The following is a 22,644-nucleotide window of genomic DNA, read 5'->3' on the forward strand; positions in this document are numbered from 1 at the left end:
AAGCGGCATGGGTTCCTGCCGGTCATCCGGCAGGAACCGCTACCGCCTACACACCACGACTACGAAGCCGCCGGCACGTTGGCGCGTTCGGCGCCGAGCGTGGTGTCCGGCCCGTGGCCGGTGTGCACGACCGTTTCGTCCGGGAGCGCGAACAGAACGTCGTTGATGGACGAGAGAATGGTCGGGTAGTCCGAATACGACCGCCCGGTCGCCCCCGGACCGCCCTCGAACAACGTGTCACCGCTGAAAACCACGCCACTGTCCGGCAGGTGCAGACAGCACGACCCGGGCGAATGCCCCGGTGTTTGCAGTACCCGCAGTTGGGCGCCGGCGATCTCGAAGACCTCGCCGTCGGCCAGCGAACGGTATTCGACACCGGGATGCGTCTGCTGCCACAGCACATCGTCGGCGGGGTGCAGATGGATCGGGGCGCCGGTGGCCGCCGACAGGGTGGGTGCCACCGTCACGTGATCGTTGTGGGCGTGGGTGCAGATGATGGCGGTGACGCGGCGACCGGCCACCGCGTCGAGGATCGGCTGGGCGTCGTGCGCCGCATCGATGATCACCACCTCGCTGTCGTCACCGACCAGCCAGATATTGTTCGCCACATCCCAGCAACCGCCGTCCAGGCAGAACTGGCCTTCGGTGACGATTCGTTCGACCCGGGCTGTCACAGGACCACCACCGAACGCAGCACGGCACCCCCGTGCATGGTGGTGAAGGCCTGGTCGACGGCGTCCAGGCCGATCCGCTCGGTGACGAACTTCTCCAGTGGGAGCCGGCCCTGGCGGTACAGGTCGATCAGCATGGGGAAATCGCGTTCGGGCAGGCAGTCGCCGTACCAGGACGATTTCAGCGATCCGCCGCGGCTGAAGAAATCGATCAGCGGCATCTCGAGCTTCATATCGGGTGTCGGGACGCCGACCAGCACCACGGTGCCGGCCAGGTCGCGGGCGTAGAAGGCCTGCTTCCAGGTTTCGGGCCGGCCTACGGCATCGATCACCACATCCGCCCCGAAACCGCCGGTGAGCTCCTGGATCGCCTCGACCGCATCCGTGGCGGAGGCGTCGACGGTATGCGTGGCGCCGAGTTCACGGGCCCAGTCGAACTTCCGGGCGTCGGTGTCCACGGCGATGATGGTTGCGGCGCCCGCGAGCCGCGCGCCGGCGATCGCGGCATCACCGACACCACCGCACCCCAGCACCGCGACCGAGTCACCCCGGCCGACATTGCCGGTGTTCACGGCGGCGCCGATCCCGGCCATCACACCGCAACCCAGCAATCCGGCGACCGCGGGATCGGTCTCCGGATCCACCTTGGTGCACTGACCCTCGTGTACCAGCGTCTTATCGGCGAACGCACCGATACCGAGCGCGGGGGTGAGTTCGGTACCGTCCTCGAGCGTCATCGGCACACTGGCGTTGAAGGTGTCGAAGCAGTACCAGGGCCGCCCGCGTTTACAGGCCCGGCACTGTCCGCAGACCGCACGCCAGTTCAGGATCACGAAATCGCCCGGCTCGACATGGGTTACCGCCGAGCCCACGGTCTCGACCACACCGGCGGCCTCATGGCCGAGCAGGAACGGGAATTCGTCGTTGATCCCGCCTTCGCGATAGGTCAGATCGGTATGGCATACGCCGCAGGCCTGGATTTTCACCACCACATCGCGCGGCCCGGGGTCGGGCAGGACAATCTGAACGAGTTCGACCGGGGCGCCGGGACTGCGGGCGATAACACCTCGAACCTGCTGGGGCACTGTGTCTCCTCTCGGGGCGGTCATGCGGTGATGCACGATGCCGCATACGTTATCCGCCCCGCCGTCCCGCCGCGCGGGCCCGGGGGTATCCGGATGGGCCCCCGCCGGAGGTCGCGGGGCCCCGGACGCAGTGCGGCGGGGCGCCCACCGGACGCCCCGCCGCACTATCGGCAAACCCTCAGAGAACTCCCCAGGCCTGCAGGATATAGGTCACATTGGCGGCAATGTTCGTGACGAGATTCGCCAGATTCAGGGCCGCGGACCCGGTTTCGATCATCTTCTACTTTCCTCCTGATCCGTCCCGACCGGAGCCCAAAATACCCACGGTGGCCGAGTCGGGCAAACGTCCGATTACCCGGCTCGACAGCCCGGATGAAACCGGAGTCGACCGGAAAATTCGACGCTCACGTGTCCAGAATATTGACCGGACACGTGTCCCACTCAGTGCGCACACCGGGTACAAGAGTGTGCGAAAAGATTCGCGGATGCGGGCTCACCGGCCGTTCGATGAACGATCGGCGGAACCCGACCACCCGGGGACCGATCAGCCGGCGATCCGCACCTCGGGTTCGGGGCCCGGCCCGTCCGCCCGCAATTTGAGCAACGTCAACCCCGCAGTACAGGCGAGGATGAGACCGATAACACTGATCACGACATGCAACGTGGCGATTCCGTAGACCGCCGCCCCCAGCCCCCCGGTGAAAACCAGCCAGCCGAGAATTCTACTCACCGTCGCCCCGGAACCGGACGAACCGGTCATCACCGGCTCCGCATCCGCCTTCCGCGTCTCGGGCACCTCTGCCGCGCCGGGCAGATCGGTGGTGGTCTGGTCTCCCATCATCTACTCCTCGATGGCGCCGATCCGGAAATCGTGTAGCGCCTACCACTGCGGTGCATCGGCACCGCGGACTCCGGTGTCCCATGCGTCACTTCCGCAACATACGCTAAGGCCACAACCCGAAGATTGTTACGCAACACAAGCACGCGACACGCGGCCGATATCAATTCGATACCTGATATACCCGCCGCGAGCGGACCTTACACACGGTAACCAGCGGAATCGGCAGGGCGGGGGGTAGTTCCACCGGTCACCCTCGATTAAGGTGAGGCCACTGACTTATCACAGGAGCGTCACCGATGGACAGCAAAACGAAGGTCGCCGGGCCCCTGGCCGCCGCCGGTGCGGTATCCCTCGGGCTGGTGTTCATCGGCGCCTGCGGGGTCGGTCAGGAAGACACCTACGTACCACCGCCACCGATCCACTCGGGGCCTCAGGCGGTCGAACAGGCACGCTACGCGGATCCGACGGCCACTACGGTGGCCCAGGTACTGATCCCGCCGTCCCCCAGCTGGCGGATGGCTCCCGAACCGCCGCCGCGGCGCACTCTGCCGCCGGAATACCAGATTTCGGTCACCTCATCGGCCGCCGCGTCGACCGGCCCCGGCGAGACAACCGACAGCGACGAGACCACCAGACGCGCCACGCTTTCGGCCACCCCCGGTGAGTCGCCCACACCGGAGCAGGATTCGGCCGCGACATCGTCGTCCGCCACGGAAATCGAGCCGGCGCACAGTGAATCGCCGATTCCGCCACCGGCTCCCACCGGCACCGAGGTCACCCCGCCGACCTCTGCCGTCCCGGCCCCCACCACGACGATCGAGGCACCCGGCGTCTCGGATACACCGGTCGCGCCCGAGTCACCGCCGGCCACCGAGCCCCTGGGCGGCGAGACCGCTCCGAGCACCGAAACGGCACGGACCACCTCGACCCCGCCGGCACCGGAATCCGAACGATCCACGCCCTTCGGGCTACCGGCCGACACCACCGAGACCGGTGCGCCGGAATCCGGCGCACTCGTCCCGACCATCACGATCGCGCCGGCCGTCCCTCCCGGTTTCGGTGGCTGACAGCCTCCGCTCGGTGCCGCGAATCCGGCGCCGTCAGGTCTCGGCGTAGGCGATCGCCCGCTGCGCACCGGTCACCATGGGCCGCAGCGAATTCGTGAACCGCTCGGCGTCGACAGCGGCGATATCGACCATCGTGCCGGTGTGGATCGCATAGCGGCCGTCCCCGGCGATATCGATCCAGCACAGCACACCGAACGGATCCGTCCTGGTCGGCCGGTGCACGGAGACAACGAGCTGGCCGATACCGTCGCGCGGCTGTTTGAGCCGCTGCCGGATCCGGGTCGCCACAGTGGGGCCCGCGACCGGCACGGTCACCCGGTCCCGGCCGTCACGGACGACCTCCGCCCGCGGCGCACGCAACCGCGCCCCGCTACCGACCGGGGCGGCCGGTAGCGCGGCAACAACACGCACGGGCAGGGAGGTGGCGGCCCCGGCCACGATCCGGATATCGCCACCTCGATCCGGATCGCCGCACGGCCGCTGCGTGGCCACGACCCCGATATGTCCCGCCGACGCACCGAGCACACGGGTGACGGGTGCCCCGGCGCCGTCCTGTCCGAATACCGACACACTGACCTCCGGAGCGGCCAGCACCCGCAGCGCTGCTTCCAAATCGGCGTCGAGAGTGGTCTCGCACCACTGCTGCAGCGCGGGCAGCTGGGCGGTCCGCTCGGCGGAATCCCGGGCGGACAACCGCACCGCCAGCGGGTAGGGGAGGCGATCGCCCACCGTCTGTTCCCAGGCCAGCGCCAACTGGTCCGGGGTGAGGATCCAATTCACTCCGCGTCGGTCCACTCGCCCAGCACCGGCGGGGTGGTGGGTTCGAGGGTGCCGATCAGCTGCCCGCCGGGTTCGGCTTCTTCCAGGAAGGTGAGTTCCTCGTCGCCGAAATGCAGATCGTCGTCCTCGTCGCCGGGCCGTTCGGCGCGCGCCGGGGCCACCGGAGAATTCGAGCGCACACTATCGGCCGCCATCGCACCGCCCATCATGCCGCCGATCGCGCCCGCACCCATCCCGGTGATCGCATCGCCACTCGAATTACGCTGCTGTTCCTCACGATCGCGTTCGCTGTCGGATGACCCGGCCGCGGCCGGACGGACCGGTACGGCGAACACGGGGGCACCAGGCGTACTCGCCGGCGCCACCGGCGCACTGCTGCCGGCTACGGCCGGGGCGGTGGGCGCGGGCGCGGGACCCGGCAGTTGTGTTCCGGCGGTGGTGGTGGCCTGCGGCTGATCCGCCGGGCCGGGCACTGCTGCGGCTACCGGGACACCTGGGGCAGCGGGGAGTGCAGGCGCGCCGGCGGTAGCCGGATCGCTTGCGGTTGCTTCCTGGAGAGCCGGTGCGGCCGGCGACGCCGAGGCAGTATCCGGTGCGTACGAAACGACCTTTCCTACCGGCGAACTCACGCCGGTAGCGGCTGCGGCGGGCGCGGCGGCCGAGGTCTGCGTATCCGGTTCCCCCGGCCCCGGATCGGGCAGATCAGGAAAGGCGGGGACCTGCGAGCCGGTCGGGATGAAGGCGCCGAGGTAGACACTTTCCATCACCCGTACCGCGTCCGCGCGTTCGCTCTCGGCTGCCTGCTGGCCGGCAATATTGCCCGTCGCCGCATGCGGATCGAGAAGCGCAGCCGGCAGGTCCGGCCGGACTCCGGACGGTTCGCCGATACCGGTACGGAGCGTTTCCGCGGCGTCACCCGCCTGCCCCAGCCGCTGTCCCACCGTGGTCAGCACATCGGCAAGCTGCCGGCCGGCAGCCTCGAAATCCCGGACCGCCGCGCCGGCGAGACCCGCCGCGGCGCCACGCCAGCCGTCGGAGATGGTGCCGCGGATCTCGGTATGCGCCTGCGTCACAGCATCGTTCAGCCCGGACGCCGCCCCCTGCCACAGTTGGCCGCCGGTCTGCAGCGCGGACGGATCCAGCAGCGATACGCCGGCGTGGATTTGCTCGTGGGTCAGATTGTCGAAAACCTCGACCGTCGGCGCGTAATCGGGGTCCACGCGATTGTGGGCGCCCCGGAGCCCTGTTCGCGGTAGCTCACGCACCGGATACTCCCGTCACCTCGACCGGTGTGGCGCCGAGCGCGGCCGCGACCTCGGAATCGGTGTGCTGGTACGCCGCCGCAGCACTCCGGAAGGTATGCGCCATCTGCCGCGCCGCATTCGCGTAATTACGCAGCGCCGCTATCGCATCGCCTGCCTTACCTTCGAAACCGCCGCGCAGCGCCGCACCGGAATCGAATCCACCGAAACCCGGCAGGGAAACCGCTGCGCCGAGGGTTTCGATCTGCGCATCCACCTGATCGGCCAGCTGCTCGTAGCGCAGCGCGCACCGCTCCGGCGCGCCCTCGGCCACCAGAACCCCATCGATCCACAGCTCTCCGTCGTCGACGGCCGAGCCGAGCGCGGTAATCGTATTCGGCTGCATCGCCGGACCCCCTTCCTCTTCCGCCGGCGCCCAGCGGCTCTCGTCATCGCCGCGCCGGCCCCGCGACGATCTCCTGCGTCCATTGCACGATATCCGCCGCGACCCGGCCGCGCACGCGCTCGTGCAGCAGATCGTGGCCCGCATCCGGGTACTCGCGCAGCTCCACCGAATCATGCCGCCGCGCCCAGTCCCGCACCGCCTCGATCGGCGCCCGCCGGTCGTCGACCCCGTGCACCGCCAGCACCCGCGGCAGCGGGGCGACCTGCGCGGAACTGGTGCCGAGCACCCGCTGCGGGGTACCGCACAGCACCAGTCCGGCCAGGTCGCGGGCGTCCAGCGCCGGATCGGCCGGGTATCCGGCAGCTTTCGGTGTCGCGCTGCGCCCGGGAGCTACAGCCTGCGTCCGGGCGGCGCCGAGTGCGGCCAGCGCCGTGATCGCTCCCAGCGAATGTCCCATGAGGGCCAATGGCAGATCAGGGACGAGGTCACGCACAACCCCGATGAAGCGCACCGCGTCATCCACCAGATCATCCAAGTCCACGGGACGCTCGGGATCGCCTTCGCTGAGCCCCTGCCCGGCGGTATCCAGCGTCCACACCGCGATTCCGTCGACGTTCAGCCGACGCGCGAACTCGTGATAATGCCCGCTGTGCTGTCCGGAACCGGGTAACAACGCCAGCGCGGCCACAGCCCCGTCGACCGGCCGATCCCGATAATGCAACCGGCCACGCGCGCCTTCGAAAAACCCCATGATCGAATTCTGGCAAACCGGATGCGCGGCCGGAGTCCGGCACGATCCATCCCACGAGCCACGAAGGCGCGGCTGCTCGAGGTGAGCCCGGTGTTCACAGCTGGAATACCTGCGGCGCGCCGGCTGCAGAACGCTGGTGCCGTCCCACCCGAGTCCCCAGCCCAGGGCGATGGCGTCACGGCGTGGCCGCGTCCGGATACAACGGCAAAAGTCGCATGGATGCAGGGACTCTCTTCACCCGTGAGCTCAGCCGGGCACCGGACGACGAACTCACCGTCCTACCTGACAAGTTGCTGCGGCGGCCGGGCGTCGGCCTCGGCGAACGGGCCTGTACCGCTGGGGTGAGCGATATCGCCGGGGCGCCGATCGACGATTCCCCGGCCGTCGCCGCATGAGGCGTCGGCCCGGCGAGTGGCTACGCCGGAGCCGCAGCGGGCTCTTGTGCGGGCCCGGCTTCCGAAGCCGGGGCGCCCGGTTGCGCGGGGGCCGCCGGTGCCGACTGGGGAGCCGGGGCCTGCGGGGCGGCCGCATCCGGCGCGGGAACGGCCGGGGCCGGCGGCAGGTCGGGCACGGAGAACAAGCCGACCGTGGGCGTCATCACACAGAGCGCGCCCGGGTAGCTCACGGTTCCCCACATGGAGGCGAGGACCGTCCCCGGCCCGCTGTCGACGGTCCGCGACAACGAGGCGGTACCGAACTCGGTGACATCGCTGAGCGTATCCAGCCCGCTGCGGCCGTTGTTGATATTGATCCAGGCGACCACCAGACCCGAGGCCTGTGCGATACCGGAATGCCGCGGAGTGGCGTGGAAGGTCAGCGTGCCGGGGGTGCCGCTCAGGTTGATACTGGGGCCGTTGGCGGTGGCGGCCGCGAAGGTTGTGGTGATCACGCCGTTGCTGCCGCAGCCGAAGGTCGGGGCGGCGTAGACGAAGGGGGCATAGGCGCTGATATTGCTGATCTCGCTGGCGGCCACGATGTCGTGATAGCTGCGCAGTGCATCCACGCCGGGGCGGGCGGCCGGATCGGCGGCGGCCTGTTCGGTGAGCGCGGTCAGCGCGGTTTCGCCGGGCGTCGGTTCGGGTTCGGGTGCGGCGGCCGCCGGGGTGGTGAAGGTGAGCGCGGCACCGATACCGAGGGCGGCCGCTGCGGCCGCGGTTCGCGCGACGATTCTGTTGTGCACTGCTGAACTCCCTATATCCGCTCGCGGCGATGGCAGGCCGGATCCACCGGCAATCCCCCGCCCACCGCTGCAAGTTACCAGCACCGGCGGGACACCGCCGGGTCACACTCCGCTCTCGGCCCGCGTTATCGGCGGCAGGCGACGGGTGCATGTGATGCACTCGACGCGGCAGGATTGATCAGGGGTGTAAATTCGATGCGGGACAATCGAGACATATTTGGAGATGTGTATGAAATTAACTCTGTCTCCCGACGAGGTCGCCTTCCGCGACGAGCTGCGGAAGATCTACACCACCGCGATCCCCGCCGAGATCCGGGAACGCGTGAAGTACGGTCACGAGCTGTCCCGCGAGGACGTCGTGACGGCCCACCGGATCCTCAACGAGCACGGCCTGGCCGTGCCGAACTGGCCGGTGGAATGGGGCGGCAAGGACTGGACCCCCATGCAGCGCCATATCTGGCAGGACGAGATGCAGCTGGCCAGCGTGCCCGACCCGCTGACCTTCAACGCCACCATGATCGGCCCGGTCATCGCCCAGTTCGGCTCCGAAGAACTGAAGAAGCGTTTCCTGCCGGCCACCGCCAACCTCGATATCTGGTGGTGCCAGGGTTTCTCCGAACCCGACGCCGGCTCCGACCTGGCCTCGCTGCGCACCACCGCAGTCCGCGACGGTGACTCCTACATCGTCAACGGCCAGAAGATCTGGACCACCCTGGGGCAATGGGCCGACTGGATCTTCTGCCTGGTCCGCACCGACCCCGATGCCCCGAAGAAGCAGGCCGGGATCTCCATGCTGCTCTTCGATGTGAAATCCCCCGGCGTCACCATCCGCCCGATCAAACTCATCGACGGTGGATACGAGGTGAACGAGGTCTTCTTCGAGAACGTGCGGGTCCCCGCCGATCAGCTGGTCGGCGAGGAGAACATGGGCTGGACCTACGCCAAATTCCTGCTCGGCAACGAACGCACCGGTATCACCGCTGTCGGCCGTACCAAGGTGAAGATCGGGGTGGCCAAGGAATACGCCGCGGCCACCAAATCCGGTTCGGGCACCCTCCTCGAGGACCCGCTGTTCGCGGCGCGGATCGCCGAACTGGAGAACGAACTGCTCGCTCTGGAACTCACCCAGCTGCGTGTGGTCTCGAATTCGACCGAGGGCAAACCGAATCCGGCCTCCTCGGTGCTGAAGCTGCGCGGTTCCGAACTGCAGCAGGCTGCCACCGAACTCCTGCTCGATATCGCCGGCCCGGATGCCGTACCGGTCGGCGCCGGGGATATCGCCTCGCCCGAATGGGCGCAGCGCAGTGGCCCCAGCTACCTCAACTACCGCAAAACAACCATCTACGGAGGTTCCAGCGAGGTGCAGCGCACCATCATCGCCTCCTCGATCCTCGGATTGTGAGGTCAGGTTATGGATTTCGATCTCACCGACGAACAGGTCATGCTCCGCGATACCGTGCGTGACCTGCTCAATCGCCATTACAATCCGGAATCGCGGCTGGCCGTCACCGAAACGGACCTGGGCTGGAGCCGCGAGGTCTGGGGTCAGCTCGCCGAGCTGGGCGTTCTCGGACTGAGCTTCGCCGAGAAAGACGGCGGAATGGACGCCGGCCCGGTGGAGACCATGCTGGTGCTCGAGGAGTTCGGACGCCGGCTCGCACCGGAACCGCTCCTGGACGCGGTGCTGGTACCGGGCGGATTGATCAGTGCCGCCGGTAGCGCCGATCAGCGGCAGCGGATCCTGCCCGAGGTCGCGGCCGGGTCGAAACTGCTCGCCTTCGCGCACGGCGAACCGGGCACCCGCTGGCCCGATCACGCCATCGAGACGACCGCCACCGCCGACGGCGACGCCTACACGCTGACCGGTGTGAAGAACCCGGTACCGCACGGCGACTGCGCCGACGAACTGGTGGTCAGCGCGACCCTGCCCGGCGGCGGCCTCGGCCTGTTCCTGGTCGCGGCGGACGCCCGCGGCGTCACCCGGACGCCGTACAAGACGGTCGACAGCCTTCGGGGCGCCCAGGTGGAATTCGCCGCTGCGCCGGCGGAACTGCTGGGTACCGGCGATGCCACCGCCATCCTGGAATCGGTGCACGTCGCGGCCCAGGCCGGGTTGTGTGCCGAGTCGATCGGGGCGATGGCGGAATCGCTGCGGCTGACCACCGACTACCTGAAGACCCGCAAGCAGTTCGGGGTGACGCTGTCGAAGTTCCAGACACTCACCCAGCGCGCCGCGAATATGTACGTCTCGCTGGAGCTGGCCCGCAGCATGAGCTACTACCTCACCGCGGCCCTGGTCGACTCCGCCGACCCGGTGATCGCGTCCCGGGCCCGGCTGCAGGTCAGCCGCTCGGCGCGGCATGTCGGGCAGGAGGCGATCCAGATGCACGGCGGTATCGGGGTCACCTCCGAATACCCGGTGAGTCACTATGTGGCCCGGCTGACCGCCATCGAGCGCACACTCGGCAGCAGCCTGGAACATCTGCGCATCCTCGGCGACCGCGTGAGTGAGTACGCACAGCCGGAGCTGTGATCCCTCGCTCCGGCCGGACCGCGCCGACCGTTCGGCGGGCGTCCGGCCGGAGCAACTCCCTCACCCCGGAGCAACTCCCTCACCACCCAGAGCAGCTCGTATCCCCATCGGAGCACATCGCCGGGCTCACCGAGCAAAGCGGTGGCCCCACCGGGCAGCCCGCGGCTCATCGCATAATTCGGTACCTCACCCGAGCCGATCTGCCGCAACCCACCGAACGGCTCGGTGGCTCAACCGAGCAACTCGCTGACTTCGGTATCGGCCAGCTGATGGAAATCCCGGTACGCACCACCGACGCCGGCCAACGCCGCCGGTGCGTGCGGGCACACCACCTCGTCGGCTTCCCCGCGGATCCGCGGGAGTGCCTCCGGCGCCGCGACCGGAACCGCCACGACGAGGTGCCGCGGTTCCTGCGCACGCGCCACCCGGCAGGCCACCACGACCGACGCTCCGGTGGCGATACCGTCGTCGACGATCACCACCGTGCGGTCCTGCAATGGGATCGGCGGACGGTCCCCCCGCCACAGCCTGCTGCGCCGCTCCAGTTCGTCACGTTCCTCCGCTTCGATCGCATCCAGCCGAGCGCTGTCGAGTCCGGTCTGGCGGACCACATCGGAGTTGATCACCCGCACCCCGTGCTCCCCGATCGCGCCCGCCGCCAGCTCCGGCTGCCAGGGCACCCCCAGTTTGCGGACGAGCAGGATATCGAGATCCCCGCCGATCACCTCCCGGACCGCCGCCGCCACCGGCACACCCCCACGTGGCAAGCCCAGTACCAGCGGACCCGGCGCCGGCGAATCCCCCGCACGCAGGTGCCTCAGTTCGTTTCCCAGCGCGCGTCCGGCAACTACCCGATCGGCGTAGAGCATCATCTTCGACGCTACTCGCTTCCCCCGCCACCGTCGCAGATCACCGCGGCACCGACACCGTTCGTATATCGACCCCGCCGTTGGTGTCAGGCATCGATACGTGCGCACACCACCTGTCCGGAGCGTCCGGCACGCACAGTCGCACGGATCGGGCCACGGTCGACAACGTCACGAACGTCCTGCGCGATGCAGCGCGCGATGACCTCCGATCGAGGTCGGCCCAGGCCCGAGCCGAGCGGTCTCAGCAGCCCCGGGCAGAACAGTCGTGAACGTTCCCATCGCTCTGCTTCCGGCAACGTGGCAACGCGGCAACGCGGCCACCGCCGCAACACGGCAAGCGCGGCACGGCACGCGGACCCGCGGGTCGCCTACGGTGTCGCGACGGTGAATCTGCGTAGCGACAGGCTCGGGTTGGTGCGGCGCACCTTGTCCAGCAATTCCGGCTCCAGCGGGACGAGCGCGATCCCTGGTTCGTCGGCCAGTTCGCTCACGATCCGTCCTGCCGGGTCGACGATCATCGAGTGGCCCGCGCCGCGTGGCCCGCAGTGGTCGGCCGCGGCCAGGTAGACGGTGTTCTCGATGGCCCGGGCCCGCAACAGGGTGGTCCACTGATCGACCTTTCCCGGGCCCGGGATCCACTGGGCGGGGAGCAGCAGGACCTGCGCGCCCGCGGCGGCCAGCCGCCGGAAGCCCTCCGGGAAGCGCAGGTCGAAACAGGTCTGCAGACCGAAGGTGAGCCCGGCGGCGGTGAATACGGGTGGCTCGGTGAGTGGGCCGGGGCGGACGATATCCGATTCGCGCTGACCGAATGCGTCGTAGAGGTGCACCTTGCGGTAGTGCGTGACGAGCGCACCGTCGGGGCCCAGCACCACCAGAGTGTTGTGGATCCGGCCGTCGTCCGGCGCGGTGGTTTCGACCACCCCGGCCACCAGGTGCACTCCCGTGTCCGCGGCGAGGCGCGCGAGGGCGGTGACGAACGGGCCGTCGAGCGGCTGGGCCGCGGCGTGTACCCGTTGATCGAGCCGGCCCAGGGCGAACATCGAATACTCGGGGGCGACCACGATGCGGGCGCCCTGGTCGGCGGCGGCGCGCACCCGCTCGGTGAGGGCCGCGAGGTTGGCGTCGATATCGGTATGGGGTGCGAACTGCACCACAGCCAGAGCCTGCGCGTCCGCGCGCGGCTGATCGGCGGGGTCGGCATCCATGCTGACACCGTATGGCCCGGTGGCCCGGACAACCAGGCCGTACCAGTAAACTCCTGGTCAATGAGCACCAATCAGGGCGACGGCAGCCTCGGCGGAGACCCTGGCGACGCACAAGCCGAGAACGCCGAATCCGCCGGACCGTCTTTCGCCGATCTCGGGATCGATGACCGAATCCTCTCGGCCATTGCCGATGTCGGCTACGAATCCCCGTCCCCCATCCAGGCCGCGACCATCCCCCCGCTGCTCGAGGGGGCGGATGTGGTGGGTCTCGCGCAGACCGGCACCGGTAAGACGGCGGCGTTCGCCATCCCGATCCTGATGGGTTTGCTGCAGGACCGGCCGACCGGCAAACAGCCGGCTGCCCTGGTCCTCGCCCCGACCCGGGAACTCGCGATCCAGGTCGCCGAGGCGTTCGGCCGCTACGCCACGCATATGCCGAATACGCATGTGCTGCCGATCTACGGCGGGCAGAGCTACGGCGTGCAGTTGTCGGGTCTGCGCCGCGGCGCGCAGGTCGTGGTCGGTACCCCCGGCCGGGTGATCGATCACCTCGAGAAGGGCACGCTGGACCTGTCCCAGCTGCGCTACCTGGTGCTCGACGAGGCCGACGAGATGCTGAAGATGGGGTTCCAGGAGGATGTGGAACGCATCCTCGCCGATACCCCCGCGCAGAAGCAGGTGGCGCTGTTCTCGGCCACGATGCCCGCTGCGATCCGCAAGATTTCCAAGCAGTATCTGCGTGAGCCGGTCGAGATCACGGTCAAGTCCAAGACCAGCACCGCCACCAATATCTCCCAGCGCTGGGTGCTGGTTTCGCATCAGCGCAAACTCGACGCTCTCACCCGGATCCTCGAGGTCGAGGCCTTCGAGGCCATGATCATCTTCGTGCGCACCAAACAGGCCACCGAGGAGCTGGCCGAGAAGCTGCGCGCCCGCGGGTTCTCGGCCGCGGCGATCAACGGCGATATCGCCCAGGCGCAGCGTGAACGCACTATCGGGCAGCTGAAGGCGGGAACCCTCGATATCCTGGTCGCCACCGATGTCGCGGCCCGCGGTCTCGACGTGGACCGTATCTCGCATGTGGTGAACTACGACATCCCGCACGACACCGAGTCCTACGTACACCGGATCGGCCGTACCGGGCGTGCGGGCCGCAGCGGCGAGGCCCTGCTGTTCGTCGCACCCCGGGAACGGCATCTGCTGAAATCCATCGAACGCGCGACCCGGCATCCGCTCACCGAGATGCAGCTGCCCAGCGTCGACGATGTGAACGCGCAGCGGGTGGCGAAGTTCGGCGATGCCATCACCGAGAACCTGAGCTCGGACAATTTGTCGCTGTTCCGCAAACTCATCGAGGACTACGAGCAGGAGCACAACACCCCGCTGGCCGATATCGCCGCGGCCCTGGCGGTCGCCGCGCAGGACGGCGAGAGTTTCTTCCTCGAACCCGAACCGGAGCCGGTGGAGCGGCCGCGCCGGGAACGTCCGCCGCGCAACTTCGACGACGGCGGTTTCGACGATCGCCGCGGCCCGAGCCGGCATCGCGGGACCGGTGCCGAACTCGCCACCTACCGCATCGCCGTCGGTAAACGGCACCGCGTGGTGCCGGGCGCGATCGTGGGTGCGATCGCCAACGAGGGTGGTCTGCGGCGCAGCGATTTCGGGCATATCAGCATCCGCCCCGATCACAGCCTCGTGGAACTACCGGCCCAGTTGCCGCCGGAAACCCTGGACGCATTGCGGAGCACCCGGATCAGCGGTGTATTGATCCAATTGCAGCTCGACCAGGGGCCGCCCCGCTCGATCGGGCGCGGGCCGCGGCGCGACGGGCCCAAACGGCACGAGCGGCGTAAACCGCGTTCATAGATTCCACGGTCCCTCCCACCAGGCCGGAGCCGGTGATTACAGTGGGCCGCGTCCGGTGTGCACGTACCCGCTCGCCGGGTGTATCGCTGGGTCGCAGGAGGGCCGTGGGTGTTCGTTCTCGGTGATCGGGTGGTGTGCGGCGCCACAGATCTGGAGCGTGGGGCGGGCTGTGAGTTCGCGCTGCTGCGCGGACTCGATGCCGAATTGGGCACTGTCCCCGGAACCGGCAGCGGAACACCGGCCGGGGCAAGCGGTTACGGCGAATGCGGGGTACCGCCGGAAACCGCTTCCGGCTACGCGCAATTCGCCGCGCTGCGTACCGCCGTGCGGCACCGTCACGGTGCCGGTGTGGTCGAACTCCCCCCGCCCGCCGACCCGGCCGATCCGGTGGGCGCCCTCGCCGCCGCGCACAGTGCCACCGTGGCCGCGGTCCGCGCCGGTGCCCCGGCGGTGCTGGGTGCGGTGTTCTTCGACGGGGACTTCTTCACCCACGTGGACGTGGCTACGCAGACCCCGGGCGGGCTACGGCTGCACGGCACCACCCGAGCTCGGCCGGTGCCCACCGCGCTGCGGCTCGCCGCGGCCGCGGAGTTCCTGGAATCGCTGTCGGTACCGGTCGATCCGCGTCTGCATATCCACGCCGGCGGCGACGCACATACCGCCGAGGTAGCCGATGTGGCGCCGGTGTATCTGGCATGCCGCCGCCGTATGCACCGGATCCTGGACGAACATTCGACCGAACTCCTGCCGGTGCAATGGGGTGATCCACGCTTCCGGGCCTGCGGCCGCTGCGCCGTCTGCACCGCCGCCCGCGCCGAGGCCCGCGATCTACTGCTGGTCGCCGGGATGGATCCGGCCACCCGGACGGCGTTGCGCACGGCCGGTATCACCACCATCGACCGGCTCACCACCCGGATCGCGACCCCGCCCGAGGTACCCGCCGCCACTCTCGCGCGGCTACGCGCCCAGGCCGTCGTCCAGCTGCGGCAGGAACATTCCGGTCGCGGTGAACTGCTGCCTGCGGATCCGGCGGCCCTGGATATGCTGCCGTCGGCCACACCGGGCGATCTCGCCCTGCACACCCACCCGGTGACACCGGATCGCCTACGGGTGGCGGTGGCCTCCCGGGAATCCCTCCTGTTCTCCTGCGAACTACCGGTCGAACCACCCGCGGACGAGCTTTCCCCGCAGCGCCGTACGGCGCTGCGGGACGGCGCCCGCCGCGCATTCTCCGATCTACTGGCCGTGCTCACCGAACCGTTGCTGACCGACCCCGGCCTGCATATCTTCCATTACACGGCCACCGCCCGGTCCCTGATGCTGAACACTGCCGGCCGCCTCGGCGCCGGGGAGGAGTCCGTGGACGCGCTGCTGCGGTCCGGCGTCCTGGTGGACCTGTATCCGATAGTGCGCGGCGCCTTCGTCCTCGGCACCCGCTCCTATTCCCTGCACCGGGTTGCGGCCACGCTCGGTCATCCCGGAGAGACGGACGGCCGGACTGTGCTGTGGCTGGCCGACCGGTTACGCAAAGAGGCGGGCGCCACCGCACCACGGCCGCCCGGTGCCCCCGCGGGCGACCTGGACCGACTGCTGCGCGATACCCCGGCCGTGTGCCCGTCGTCCACCGAGGCGGCGCTTGCCGAATACGCGGGCCGCACCGAGACTGTCACCGACCGGACGCCCGGCGGTCCCGACGCCGATCCGCACCGGGTCGCGGCGCTGACGGCCGCCCTGCTCGGCTATCACCGCCGCGAACAACAGACGTCCTGGTGGGCCCATATCGACAGGCTCACCCATCCCCTGTCCGAGTGGGCTCCGGACCACGGGGTGATGGTGGCCGATTCGTGCACGGTGGATACGAAATGGCATATCGGCCCGGGCGATACGGTGCGCCGTTTCCTACGCCTGCGCGGACGGCTCACCGGCCCGGGGCCGGCGCCCGGTACCCGGGTCTACGTCGTCTACGAACCGGAAGGCCGCGCGCCCCGGGCCATCCGCACCGCCGGGCCGGCCACGGTGCTGGGCTGTGCGATGGAACCCGATCTGACCGATACCGTTCGCCTCGAGGAAACCCTGCTGCCCGGCACCGCGGCGCACGACGAACTGCCGATTGCCCTCGCACCGGCGCTACCCGGTGCGCACGCTGCCGATTCGGAGGCACTCGAGGAAATCGGCGAGCAACTGCTCGTCACCCTGCCCGGGCTACCGGACACCCCCGTGTTCGATCTCCTGGCGCGCCGCCCACCCCGCTTACGCACCCCCCACGATGCACACCCGCCCGCAGACCGCGCGACGGAATCCGGTTCAGAACTCGACGGCGATGCACCCGTTGTCGGCACCGGCGCACCGGCAACTCACATCACCGAGTCCGTGCCCATCGGTTCAGAATCTCCGGCGGGGCAACTCGGTTCTCCCTCGGCTGCCGGACCGGAGCGACTCGCACCGGGTGTCGCCACCGCAACCACACAGATCACCGGACTGCCGCATTCCACCGGCTCCGGCGGAGAACTCCCGGAAGCCGACGGCACGCCCCGCGTCGGTGAATCGGCGGACGCGGATCCGTCCACGGTCCCCGGTGACTACGCGACCGCGATCGTTGCGACGCTGCGCGCACTGGACCGTTCGTATCTGGCCGTACAAGCCCCCACCGGGACGGGGCGCACCGATATCTTGGCCGAGGTGATCGCCGCACTGGTCGCCGGCGACAACTGGCGGGTCGGGATCGTCGCACCCACTGCCGCCCCGGTGGAGAATCTGCTGGACGCCATCGTGCGAGCCGGGGTGCTCCCCGAACTGGTCGCGAAAAGCGATGCGGCGGCCGTGGCACCCGAATGGCTGGTGCTGGACTCCGCTCGTTACTCCCGGTTCCTCTCGAACGCTATCCGCGGATGCGTATTGGGTGGCGCCCCGGACGATTTCACCGATCCGGGCCGAATACCCCGGGAGGCCTTGGACCTGCTCGTCATCGCCGACGCGAACAGCTTCCCCTTGGCGGCGACCGCCGCGGTTTCGGTGAGCGCCCGCAATCTGCTGCTCACCGGCGACCCCACCGAACGCCACCGGCCGGGCCCCGGCCCGCATCCGGAGCCGGTGGACACCCCGGCCCTCACCTGGCTGGCCGGCGGGCGGCGAACGCTGCCGGCGACGCACGGCTACTTCCTGGGCCGGACCCATCGAATGCATCCGCAGGTGAGCGATCCGGTCTCGCACCTGTTCTTCGACAACCGGTTACATGCCGTACCGGTACCCGCGGATCCCGGAGCGACCCTGGAACCCGGTATCGCCACCGTCCTCGTGGAGCATCACGGCAACATCACCTCCTCCGATCCCGAGGCCCGGGAGGTCGTGCAGCAGATCCGTGATCTGCTGGGGCGGACCTGGAACGACGGCACCGGTACGCGGCAATTGCAGCCGCACGATATCGTCGTGGTCTCGCCGCACCGGGCACAGGTGAGCCTGATCCGAACTCTGTTGTCCCGGGCCCGGATCGAAGAGGTACTGGTCGGGACCCCCGAGTTGTTCCGGGGCCGGGAGGCGGCCGTGGTGCTGGTGTCACCGGCGACCTCCACTCCCGAGGACGCCCCCGGCTCGATCGGCGCACTGCTGTCCGCCGCCGTGGTGCACGATACGTTGTGCCGCGCCCGGCGCCGCGCGATTATCGTCCGTTCCCCGTTAGTGACGGAATTCCTTCCGGAAACCCTCCGCGAATTATCGGCACTGGCCGATTTCATCCGGTTGTGAGCACGGCGAAACAAATTCGCCGGACCGGCTGAATATCGTCCGGAAATTCCGGTTCACCGATATCTTTCGGTCGGCCTGATTTCTTCCGGAATCACCCGAAGCATTTCCCTTCACCGCGATAGGTCGGTACTTCGGTGCGGGTCCCGTCGGCGTCGATCAGATACAACCGATCGAACCGTTCGCACAGCTCACCGGCCTTGGCATGACGGAACCACACCCGGTCCCCGATTTCCGGCGCCGCCGATCCCGACAGCGGTGTCTGCACCTCTCCGGCGCCCTCGGTGCCGAGCATCCGCAAATCCTTGGGCCACACCGGTTTAGGCACACGACTCGCCCCGGCCGGACCTGAGGCTATATACCCGCCACCGAAAACCGTGGCGATATCGGATGCGGGCCGGCGTAGTACCGGCAGCGCGAAAAACAGTGCGGGCCGCGGCCGGAACGAACGATATTCGTCGAACAGCGTCGGCACGTAAAGCCCTGAGCCGGCGGTGATCTCGGTGACGCCCGCCGCCTGGGCACTGAGCTCGACGGAACCGGTGCCGCCGCTGTTGACGATCTCCAGCTCGCCGGTCACCGAAACCACGGCCGCCAGCACGGCGGCCCGGCGGCGTTCGATCTCGCGAGCGGAGGCCTTCTTCACCAGTCGCACGGCGAGCGAGGAATCCGGCAGCCCGGCGATCTGTGCCTCGTAGGTCATCAGCCCGACCACCCGGAACCCGTCCGCACGGGCCTGCGCGGCGAGGGCCGCGGCTTGTTCGGGTGTGCGCACCGGCGACCTGCGTACCCCGAGGTGCAGCGGACCGATCCGCAGCGAGGCGTCGACATCCAGGCAGACCCGCGGTGCGACGCGGTTGTTACCCATCGCGGCGCGGATCAGGTCGAGCTGGGCGGTGTCGTCGACCATCAGGGTGATCGCCTCGAGTGCGATCTCGTCACCGGCGAGCTCGGCGAGCGCCGCGCGATCGGCGGTGGGGTAGCCGAGCAGCACATCGCGGGCGCCGCAGCGGACCAGCCACAGCGCCTCGGCAAGCGCATACGACATGATCCCGGCGAAACCGCCGGCGGCCGTCAGCTCCGGCCCCAGCACCTCCGCTAAAACAGCCCGGCAGCGGACCGATTTGCCGGCGACGCGCAGCGGCCTCCCGCCGGCACGGCGGACCAGATCGGCGGCGTTCGCGCGTAATACAGTCAGGTCCACCGCGGCCAGCGGCGGATCGAGGTCGGCCGTGGCCGCGTGCAGGTGGGCGATCGGCGCGGTCGTGCTCACCCCGCCCACTCAACCACCGGACTGGTCATACGTCCAGCTTTCGGGTCAGGCGTCGACGGCGCGGGTGAGCAGATTCGACACCAGATCGTCGAAGGCCACCAGGATCGCCTCGTCGTCACAATCGGCCAGCCAGCGCAGCACCGAGCCCTGCACCACGGTGATCACGTACCCGGCCACCGAATCGACCGGCTCGATCCAGCGGGTGCCGGAGCGCTGCGCACACAGTTCGAGCCACTCCACAACATGCTGCTGTTGTTTTCGCTGCCGCTCCGATACCACCGGGTCAGGGACATAATCCGCACGCGAATCCCAGTGCCGGCACAGCGTCTGCACCGTCTTCTCATAGGCGTGGATCTGCTGGACCGGCCGGGACTTCACCAGCGGCCAATAGGCGCTGAAACCCGCATGCAGCAACACTCGCAACGCCCGCAACCCGGTGATTTCCAGCACCGCGTCGGCGTTTTCGACCGCTTCACGCACGGCCGATCGCATACGACCCTCCGCTATTTCTCCACGTACGCCCAACGCAAGCTCCCTCGCAAAACACATCGCACACTTCGGCACCGAAACCCGGCACCGAAGAGGCCGGTCGGATCGGCAGGCGCAAGGTCGGGAAGTTACCGCCCAACCAATCCGTCAACTCAATATTAGAAACGTTTTCGGGGTTTGAGAACAGCTACACGGGGAAACCCGTACTCGAAGCCTGTTTTGTGACCCCTCCGCAACCGCGGCTTTTCACAACCGGGACCTGGGGCTCTCGGTACCGGCGCCGACCTGCCGCCATCCGGGCACAGGCCATCGGCCAGTCTACGACGATGCCACCGCGAAGCCCGATCGCTGTGCCTCATCACACACTGCTCCCATTTCTCTTCGGCCGGTTAGCCTGATTCGGTGACCAGCTCTCCCCTCGCCGACCATCTACGGATCAGCGGCACCTTCAATTTCCGAGACCTCGGCGGCCTGCCCGTTCACGGCGGCGGGACCATCCGCCCCGGCGTCCTACTCCGGTCGGCCCAGCTCAGCCGCCTCGGCGACCCCGGCCATACGACCCTGCGTGAACTCGGTGTCGGCGCGGTCCACGATCTGCGCGGATACCGGGAGATCGAGCGCGCGGGCGCCGATCACCTCCCGCCGGATATCCAGCTCCGGATCACCCCGTTCCACGCCGAGACCGCCGTCGCCCCACCGCACGAGGCGGCCGCCGGCCGGGAGGACGCACCCGGCGCGGCACTGGCCTACATGATGGACGTGTACCGGGGTTTTCCGGCCAGTCCGGAGGCGCATGCCGCGCTCCTGGCCCTCGCCGAGGCGATCGTTGCCGATCGTGGTGCCGTTCTGGTGCACTGCGCGGCCGGTAAAGATCGCACCGGATGGTCGGTGGCCACCATGCTGCGGGCGGTCGGCGTTCCGGAGAGCGAGATCCTCACCGATTACCTGCTGAGCAACCACGCCGTCGCCGAACTGCGCTCCTCGCTGAAGGACGAGTTCGGAGCCGACCTGCCGCAGGCGGTACTCGAGGTCCGCGAAGAATACCTGCGCGCCGGCCTGGAGGCCGGCACGGAACTGCACAGGGATTTCGACTCCTACCTGCGGGCGGTGGGGTTCACCGCGGACCTGCGGAACCGGCTGCGCGACCGGCTGGTCGCCTGAGGCCGAACTCAGGCACTGCGCCGAACCAACCCGTCCCGGCCGATACTCACCTGGTCACCCGTGTGGAACCAGGTACCGGTGAACCGGTCGGCGGTGCGTTGCGGATCCTTCCAATACCGCCGGGACACATTCGGCCCACGGCACAGCAGCTCACCGTGGCCGGACGCAGCCCGCGGCCCGCGCAACGCCAGCTCGGTGCCACCGAACGGAAAGCCCAGTACCGTATCGTCCACGCCTCCGACGGGACCGGCGGTGGGACCGAGCGCAAGACCGATACCGCTGGTCTCGGTGGCGCCCCATACCGACCACTGCCGGGCGGAAGGGAAGACCTGACACAACTCCGCCGAGAAGTCCGGACCGGCGGCATCGGCGGCGGCGCCACCGGCCCCCGGGAGCCGCTGATCCGACCTGCTGATCCGGACCACCCGATCGGTCGGTAGCCCACCGGCCCGGCCCACCGCGAGTTCGGGGAGCAGCCCGGCGAGGATTCGGGTATTTGCGGCCACCGTATCGACGCCTTCGCCGGCGATGGCCCGGGCGACGCCGGCGCCACCCTGCGCCAGCACCACCGTGCCACCGACCGCGAAGGTCGGCAGCAGCTGGTCCACACAGCCACCGGCGTGCGCCAGCGGCTGGAGTACCAGATTGCGCATCCCGTCGGTGGGCAGATCCAGCGCCGCCACCATCGACCTGATCGCCGAGAGCAGATTCTCGTTGGTCAGTTCGACACCGGTCGGCAACTCGTTCGCGCCGGCCCCGTCGGTGTAGCAGAGCAGCGCCAGATCGTTGAGCGCCGCCCCGTCGTCGATGAATGCCGCGCCGTCGGGCAGATCGGGGGACCGCGGCCCGTCGCCGCGGGTGGCACCGCAGCCGTGCTGCGCCGAGCCCAGGACGAAATCGGCATCGCTGTCGGCGATGACCTGTTCGGCCGACCGGTCCGGCAGACCGTGATGTACCAGCACGGGCACCGCACCGCTGAGCAGCGCGCCCAGGAACGCCTGCACCCAGCGCACCCCCGGCGGCATATGCACCGCGACCCTGTCGCCGTAGCCGATTCCGTGCTCCTGCAAACCACCGGCCACCCGTGAGGCCGAATGCCAGAGTTCCCGGTAGGTGAGCCGGCCGCCGCCGACCTCCACCACGGCCTCCCGATCAGCGAACGCGTGGACCTGCAGATCGAGGAGTTCGGTCAGGGCCGGACTCAGGTTGCCGTACCGCAGGATGCCGTCCGCGCCGCGGGACAGCGGCGCCGCCGAAGCTGTATCGGCGAGCGGGAACTCCACCAGCGAGACCGCCGGGGAATCGACCCGGCGGCGCGGGTCTTCGAGATTCCGGGGCGCCGCTTCCGCCGGCCGGTCATCGCACTCGGCCTCGCCGGCCGCGCCCGGCGCCGTTTCGGCCGCGGCGGCCCGCCCGGCGGTGGTGCGGAGTAGTGGACCGGCAGCAGGCCCGATGGTCGTGGTGGTACCGGCTTGCATCGAACCTCCG

General features: G+C 69.0%; 20 protein-coding genes. 7 read left to right on the top strand and 13 right to left on the bottom strand.

The features are described 5' to 3' along the window. Positions 1-59: 59 nt before the first annotated feature. From ON22_RS20605 to ON22_RS20615, 3 genes are all read right to left on the bottom strand, one after another. A complete protein-coding gene (locus ON22_RS20605) occupies positions 60-674 on the bottom strand; it encodes an MBL fold metallo-hydrolase (RefSeq protein ID WP_033243271.1) in 615 nt (204 codons plus the stop codon). After that, positions 671-1,756, bottom strand: a complete 1,086-nt coding sequence (locus ON22_RS20610) for an S-(hydroxymethyl)mycothiol dehydrogenase (protein WP_033243272.1) — start codon at positions 1,754-1,756, stop codon at positions 671-673. The genes ON22_RS20605 and ON22_RS20610 overlap by 4 nt, the downstream gene beginning before the upstream one ends. A gap of 544 nt (positions 1,757-2,300) precedes the next feature. Further along, entirely contained in the window at positions 2,301-2,594 is a 294-nt protein-coding gene (locus ON22_RS20615) for a hypothetical protein (protein WP_255218542.1), read from the bottom strand. A gap of 299 nt (positions 2,595-2,893) precedes the next feature. Here ON22_RS20615 and ON22_RS20620 point away from each other — a divergent pair, with 299 nt between their 5' ends. After that, a complete protein-coding gene (locus tag ON22_RS20620) occupies positions 2,894-3,664 on the top strand; it encodes a hypothetical protein (RefSeq protein ID WP_033243274.1) in 771 nt (256 codons plus the stop codon). 33 nt (positions 3,665-3,697) lie between these two features. On the opposite strand, the gene ON22_RS20625 is transcribed toward ON22_RS20620, so the two are convergent. Genes ON22_RS20625 through ON22_RS20640 form a run of 4 tightly spaced genes read right to left on the bottom strand, consistent with a single transcriptional unit; the run spans position 3,698 to position 6,842 of the window. After that, on the bottom strand, positions 3,698-4,444 hold the full coding sequence (locus tag ON22_RS20625; RefSeq protein ID WP_033243627.1) for an ESX secretion-associated protein EspG: 747 nt from the start codon (positions 4,442-4,444) through the stop codon (positions 3,698-3,700). After that, positions 4,441-5,709, bottom strand: coding sequence for a WXG100 family type VII secretion target (locus ON22_RS20630; RefSeq protein ID WP_156052250.1), 1,269 nt, complete (start codon positions 5,707-5,709; stop codon positions 4,441-4,443). Before ON22_RS20630 ends, ON22_RS20625 begins: the two co-directional genes overlap by 4 nt. After that, positions 5,702-6,091: a hypothetical protein gene (locus ON22_RS20635; RefSeq protein ID WP_033243276.1), complete on the bottom strand. Its 390-nt coding sequence runs from the start codon at positions 6,089-6,091 to the stop codon at positions 5,702-5,704. Before ON22_RS20635 ends, ON22_RS20630 begins: the two co-directional genes overlap by 8 nt. Before the next feature lie 43 nt (positions 6,092-6,134). Beyond that, complete coding sequence (locus ON22_RS20640) at positions 6,135-6,842, bottom strand: alpha/beta hydrolase (RefSeq protein ID WP_033243277.1); 708 nt, start codon at positions 6,840-6,842, stop codon at positions 6,135-6,137. 215 nt (positions 6,843-7,057) lie between these two features. Here ON22_RS20640 and ON22_RS20645 point away from each other — a divergent pair, with 215 nt between their 5' ends. Further along, a complete protein-coding gene (locus ON22_RS20645) occupies positions 7,058-7,237 on the top strand; it encodes a hypothetical protein (protein ID WP_033243278.1) in 180 nt (59 codons plus the stop codon). A gap of 20 nt (positions 7,238-7,257) precedes the next feature. Here the strand turns inward: ON22_RS20645 and ON22_RS20650 are convergent, their stop codons facing one another. After that, positions 7,258-8,022, bottom strand: a complete 765-nt coding sequence (locus tag ON22_RS20650; protein WP_063820616.1) for a hypothetical protein — start codon at positions 8,020-8,022, stop codon at positions 7,258-7,260. Positions 8,023-8,251: 229 nt separating this feature from the next. Here ON22_RS20650 and ON22_RS20655 point away from each other — a divergent pair, with 229 nt between their 5' ends. Continuing rightward, a complete protein-coding gene (locus ON22_RS20655; RefSeq protein ID WP_033243629.1) occupies positions 8,252-9,424 on the top strand; it encodes an acyl-CoA dehydrogenase family protein in 1,173 nt (390 codons plus the stop codon). A 9-nt stretch (positions 9,425-9,433) separates the two neighbouring features. Beyond that, positions 9,434-10,555, top strand: a complete 1,122-nt coding sequence (locus ON22_RS20660) for an acyl-CoA dehydrogenase family protein (protein WP_033243279.1) — start codon at positions 9,434-9,436, stop codon at positions 10,553-10,555. Positions 10,556-10,785: 230 nt separating this feature from the next. On the opposite strand, the gene ON22_RS20665 is transcribed toward ON22_RS20660, so the two are convergent. Both ON22_RS20665 and ON22_RS20670 read right to left on the bottom strand, forming a co-directional pair. Next, a complete protein-coding gene (locus tag ON22_RS20665) occupies positions 10,786-11,424 on the bottom strand; it encodes a phosphoribosyltransferase (RefSeq protein ID WP_033243630.1) in 639 nt (212 codons plus the stop codon). A 368-nt stretch (positions 11,425-11,792) separates the two neighbouring features. Continuing rightward, the gene (locus ON22_RS20670; RefSeq protein ID WP_051157874.1) at positions 11,793-12,629 is read right to left on the bottom strand and encodes a carbon-nitrogen hydrolase family protein; all 837 of its coding nucleotides are present in this window, start codon (positions 12,627-12,629) and stop codon (positions 11,793-11,795) included. A 60-nt stretch (positions 12,630-12,689) separates the two neighbouring features. On the opposite strand from ON22_RS20670, the gene ON22_RS20675 reads away from it, so the two are divergent. Next, positions 12,690-14,495, top strand: coding sequence for a DEAD/DEAH box helicase (locus ON22_RS20675; protein WP_033243280.1), 1,806 nt, complete (start codon positions 12,690-12,692; stop codon positions 14,493-14,495). Between the two features lie 108 nt (positions 14,496-14,603). Next, entirely contained in the window at positions 14,604-18,236 is a 3,633-nt protein-coding gene (locus ON22_RS20680; protein ID WP_033243281.1) for an AAA domain-containing protein, read from the top strand. Positions 18,237-18,327: 91 nt separating this feature from the next. On the opposite strand, the gene ON22_RS20685 is transcribed toward ON22_RS20680, so the two are convergent. Together ON22_RS20685 and ON22_RS20690 are read right to left on the bottom strand one after the other, a co-directional pair. After that, the gene (locus ON22_RS20685) at positions 18,328-19,515 is read right to left on the bottom strand and encodes an alanine racemase (protein ID WP_081595724.1); all 1,188 of its coding nucleotides are present in this window, start codon (positions 19,513-19,515) and stop codon (positions 18,328-18,330) included. Positions 19,516-19,551: 36 nt separating this feature from the next. Then, entirely contained in the window at positions 19,552-19,998 is a 447-nt protein-coding gene (locus tag ON22_RS20690; RefSeq protein ID WP_033243283.1) for a hypothetical protein, read from the bottom strand. Between the two features lie 399 nt (positions 19,999-20,397). Here ON22_RS20690 and ON22_RS20695 point away from each other — a divergent pair, with 399 nt between their 5' ends. Beyond that, the gene (locus ON22_RS20695) at positions 20,398-21,156 is read left to right on the top strand and encodes a tyrosine-protein phosphatase (protein ID WP_033243284.1); all 759 of its coding nucleotides are present in this window, start codon (positions 20,398-20,400) and stop codon (positions 21,154-21,156) included. A gap of 8 nt (positions 21,157-21,164) precedes the next feature. On the opposite strand, the gene ON22_RS20700 is transcribed toward ON22_RS20695, so the two are convergent. Beyond that, positions 21,165-22,634 (bottom strand): class I adenylate-forming enzyme family protein, encoded by a 1,470-nt coding sequence (locus tag ON22_RS20700; protein ID WP_081595725.1) that lies wholly within the window; start codon positions 22,632-22,634, stop codon positions 21,165-21,167. Between the last annotated feature and the right edge of the window lie 10 nt (positions 22,635-22,644).

The organism is Nocardia carnea NBRC 14403 (genome assembly GCF_000308515.1).
Lineage (GTDB): Bacteria > Actinomycetota > Actinomycetes > Mycobacteriales > Mycobacteriaceae > Nocardia > Nocardia carnea.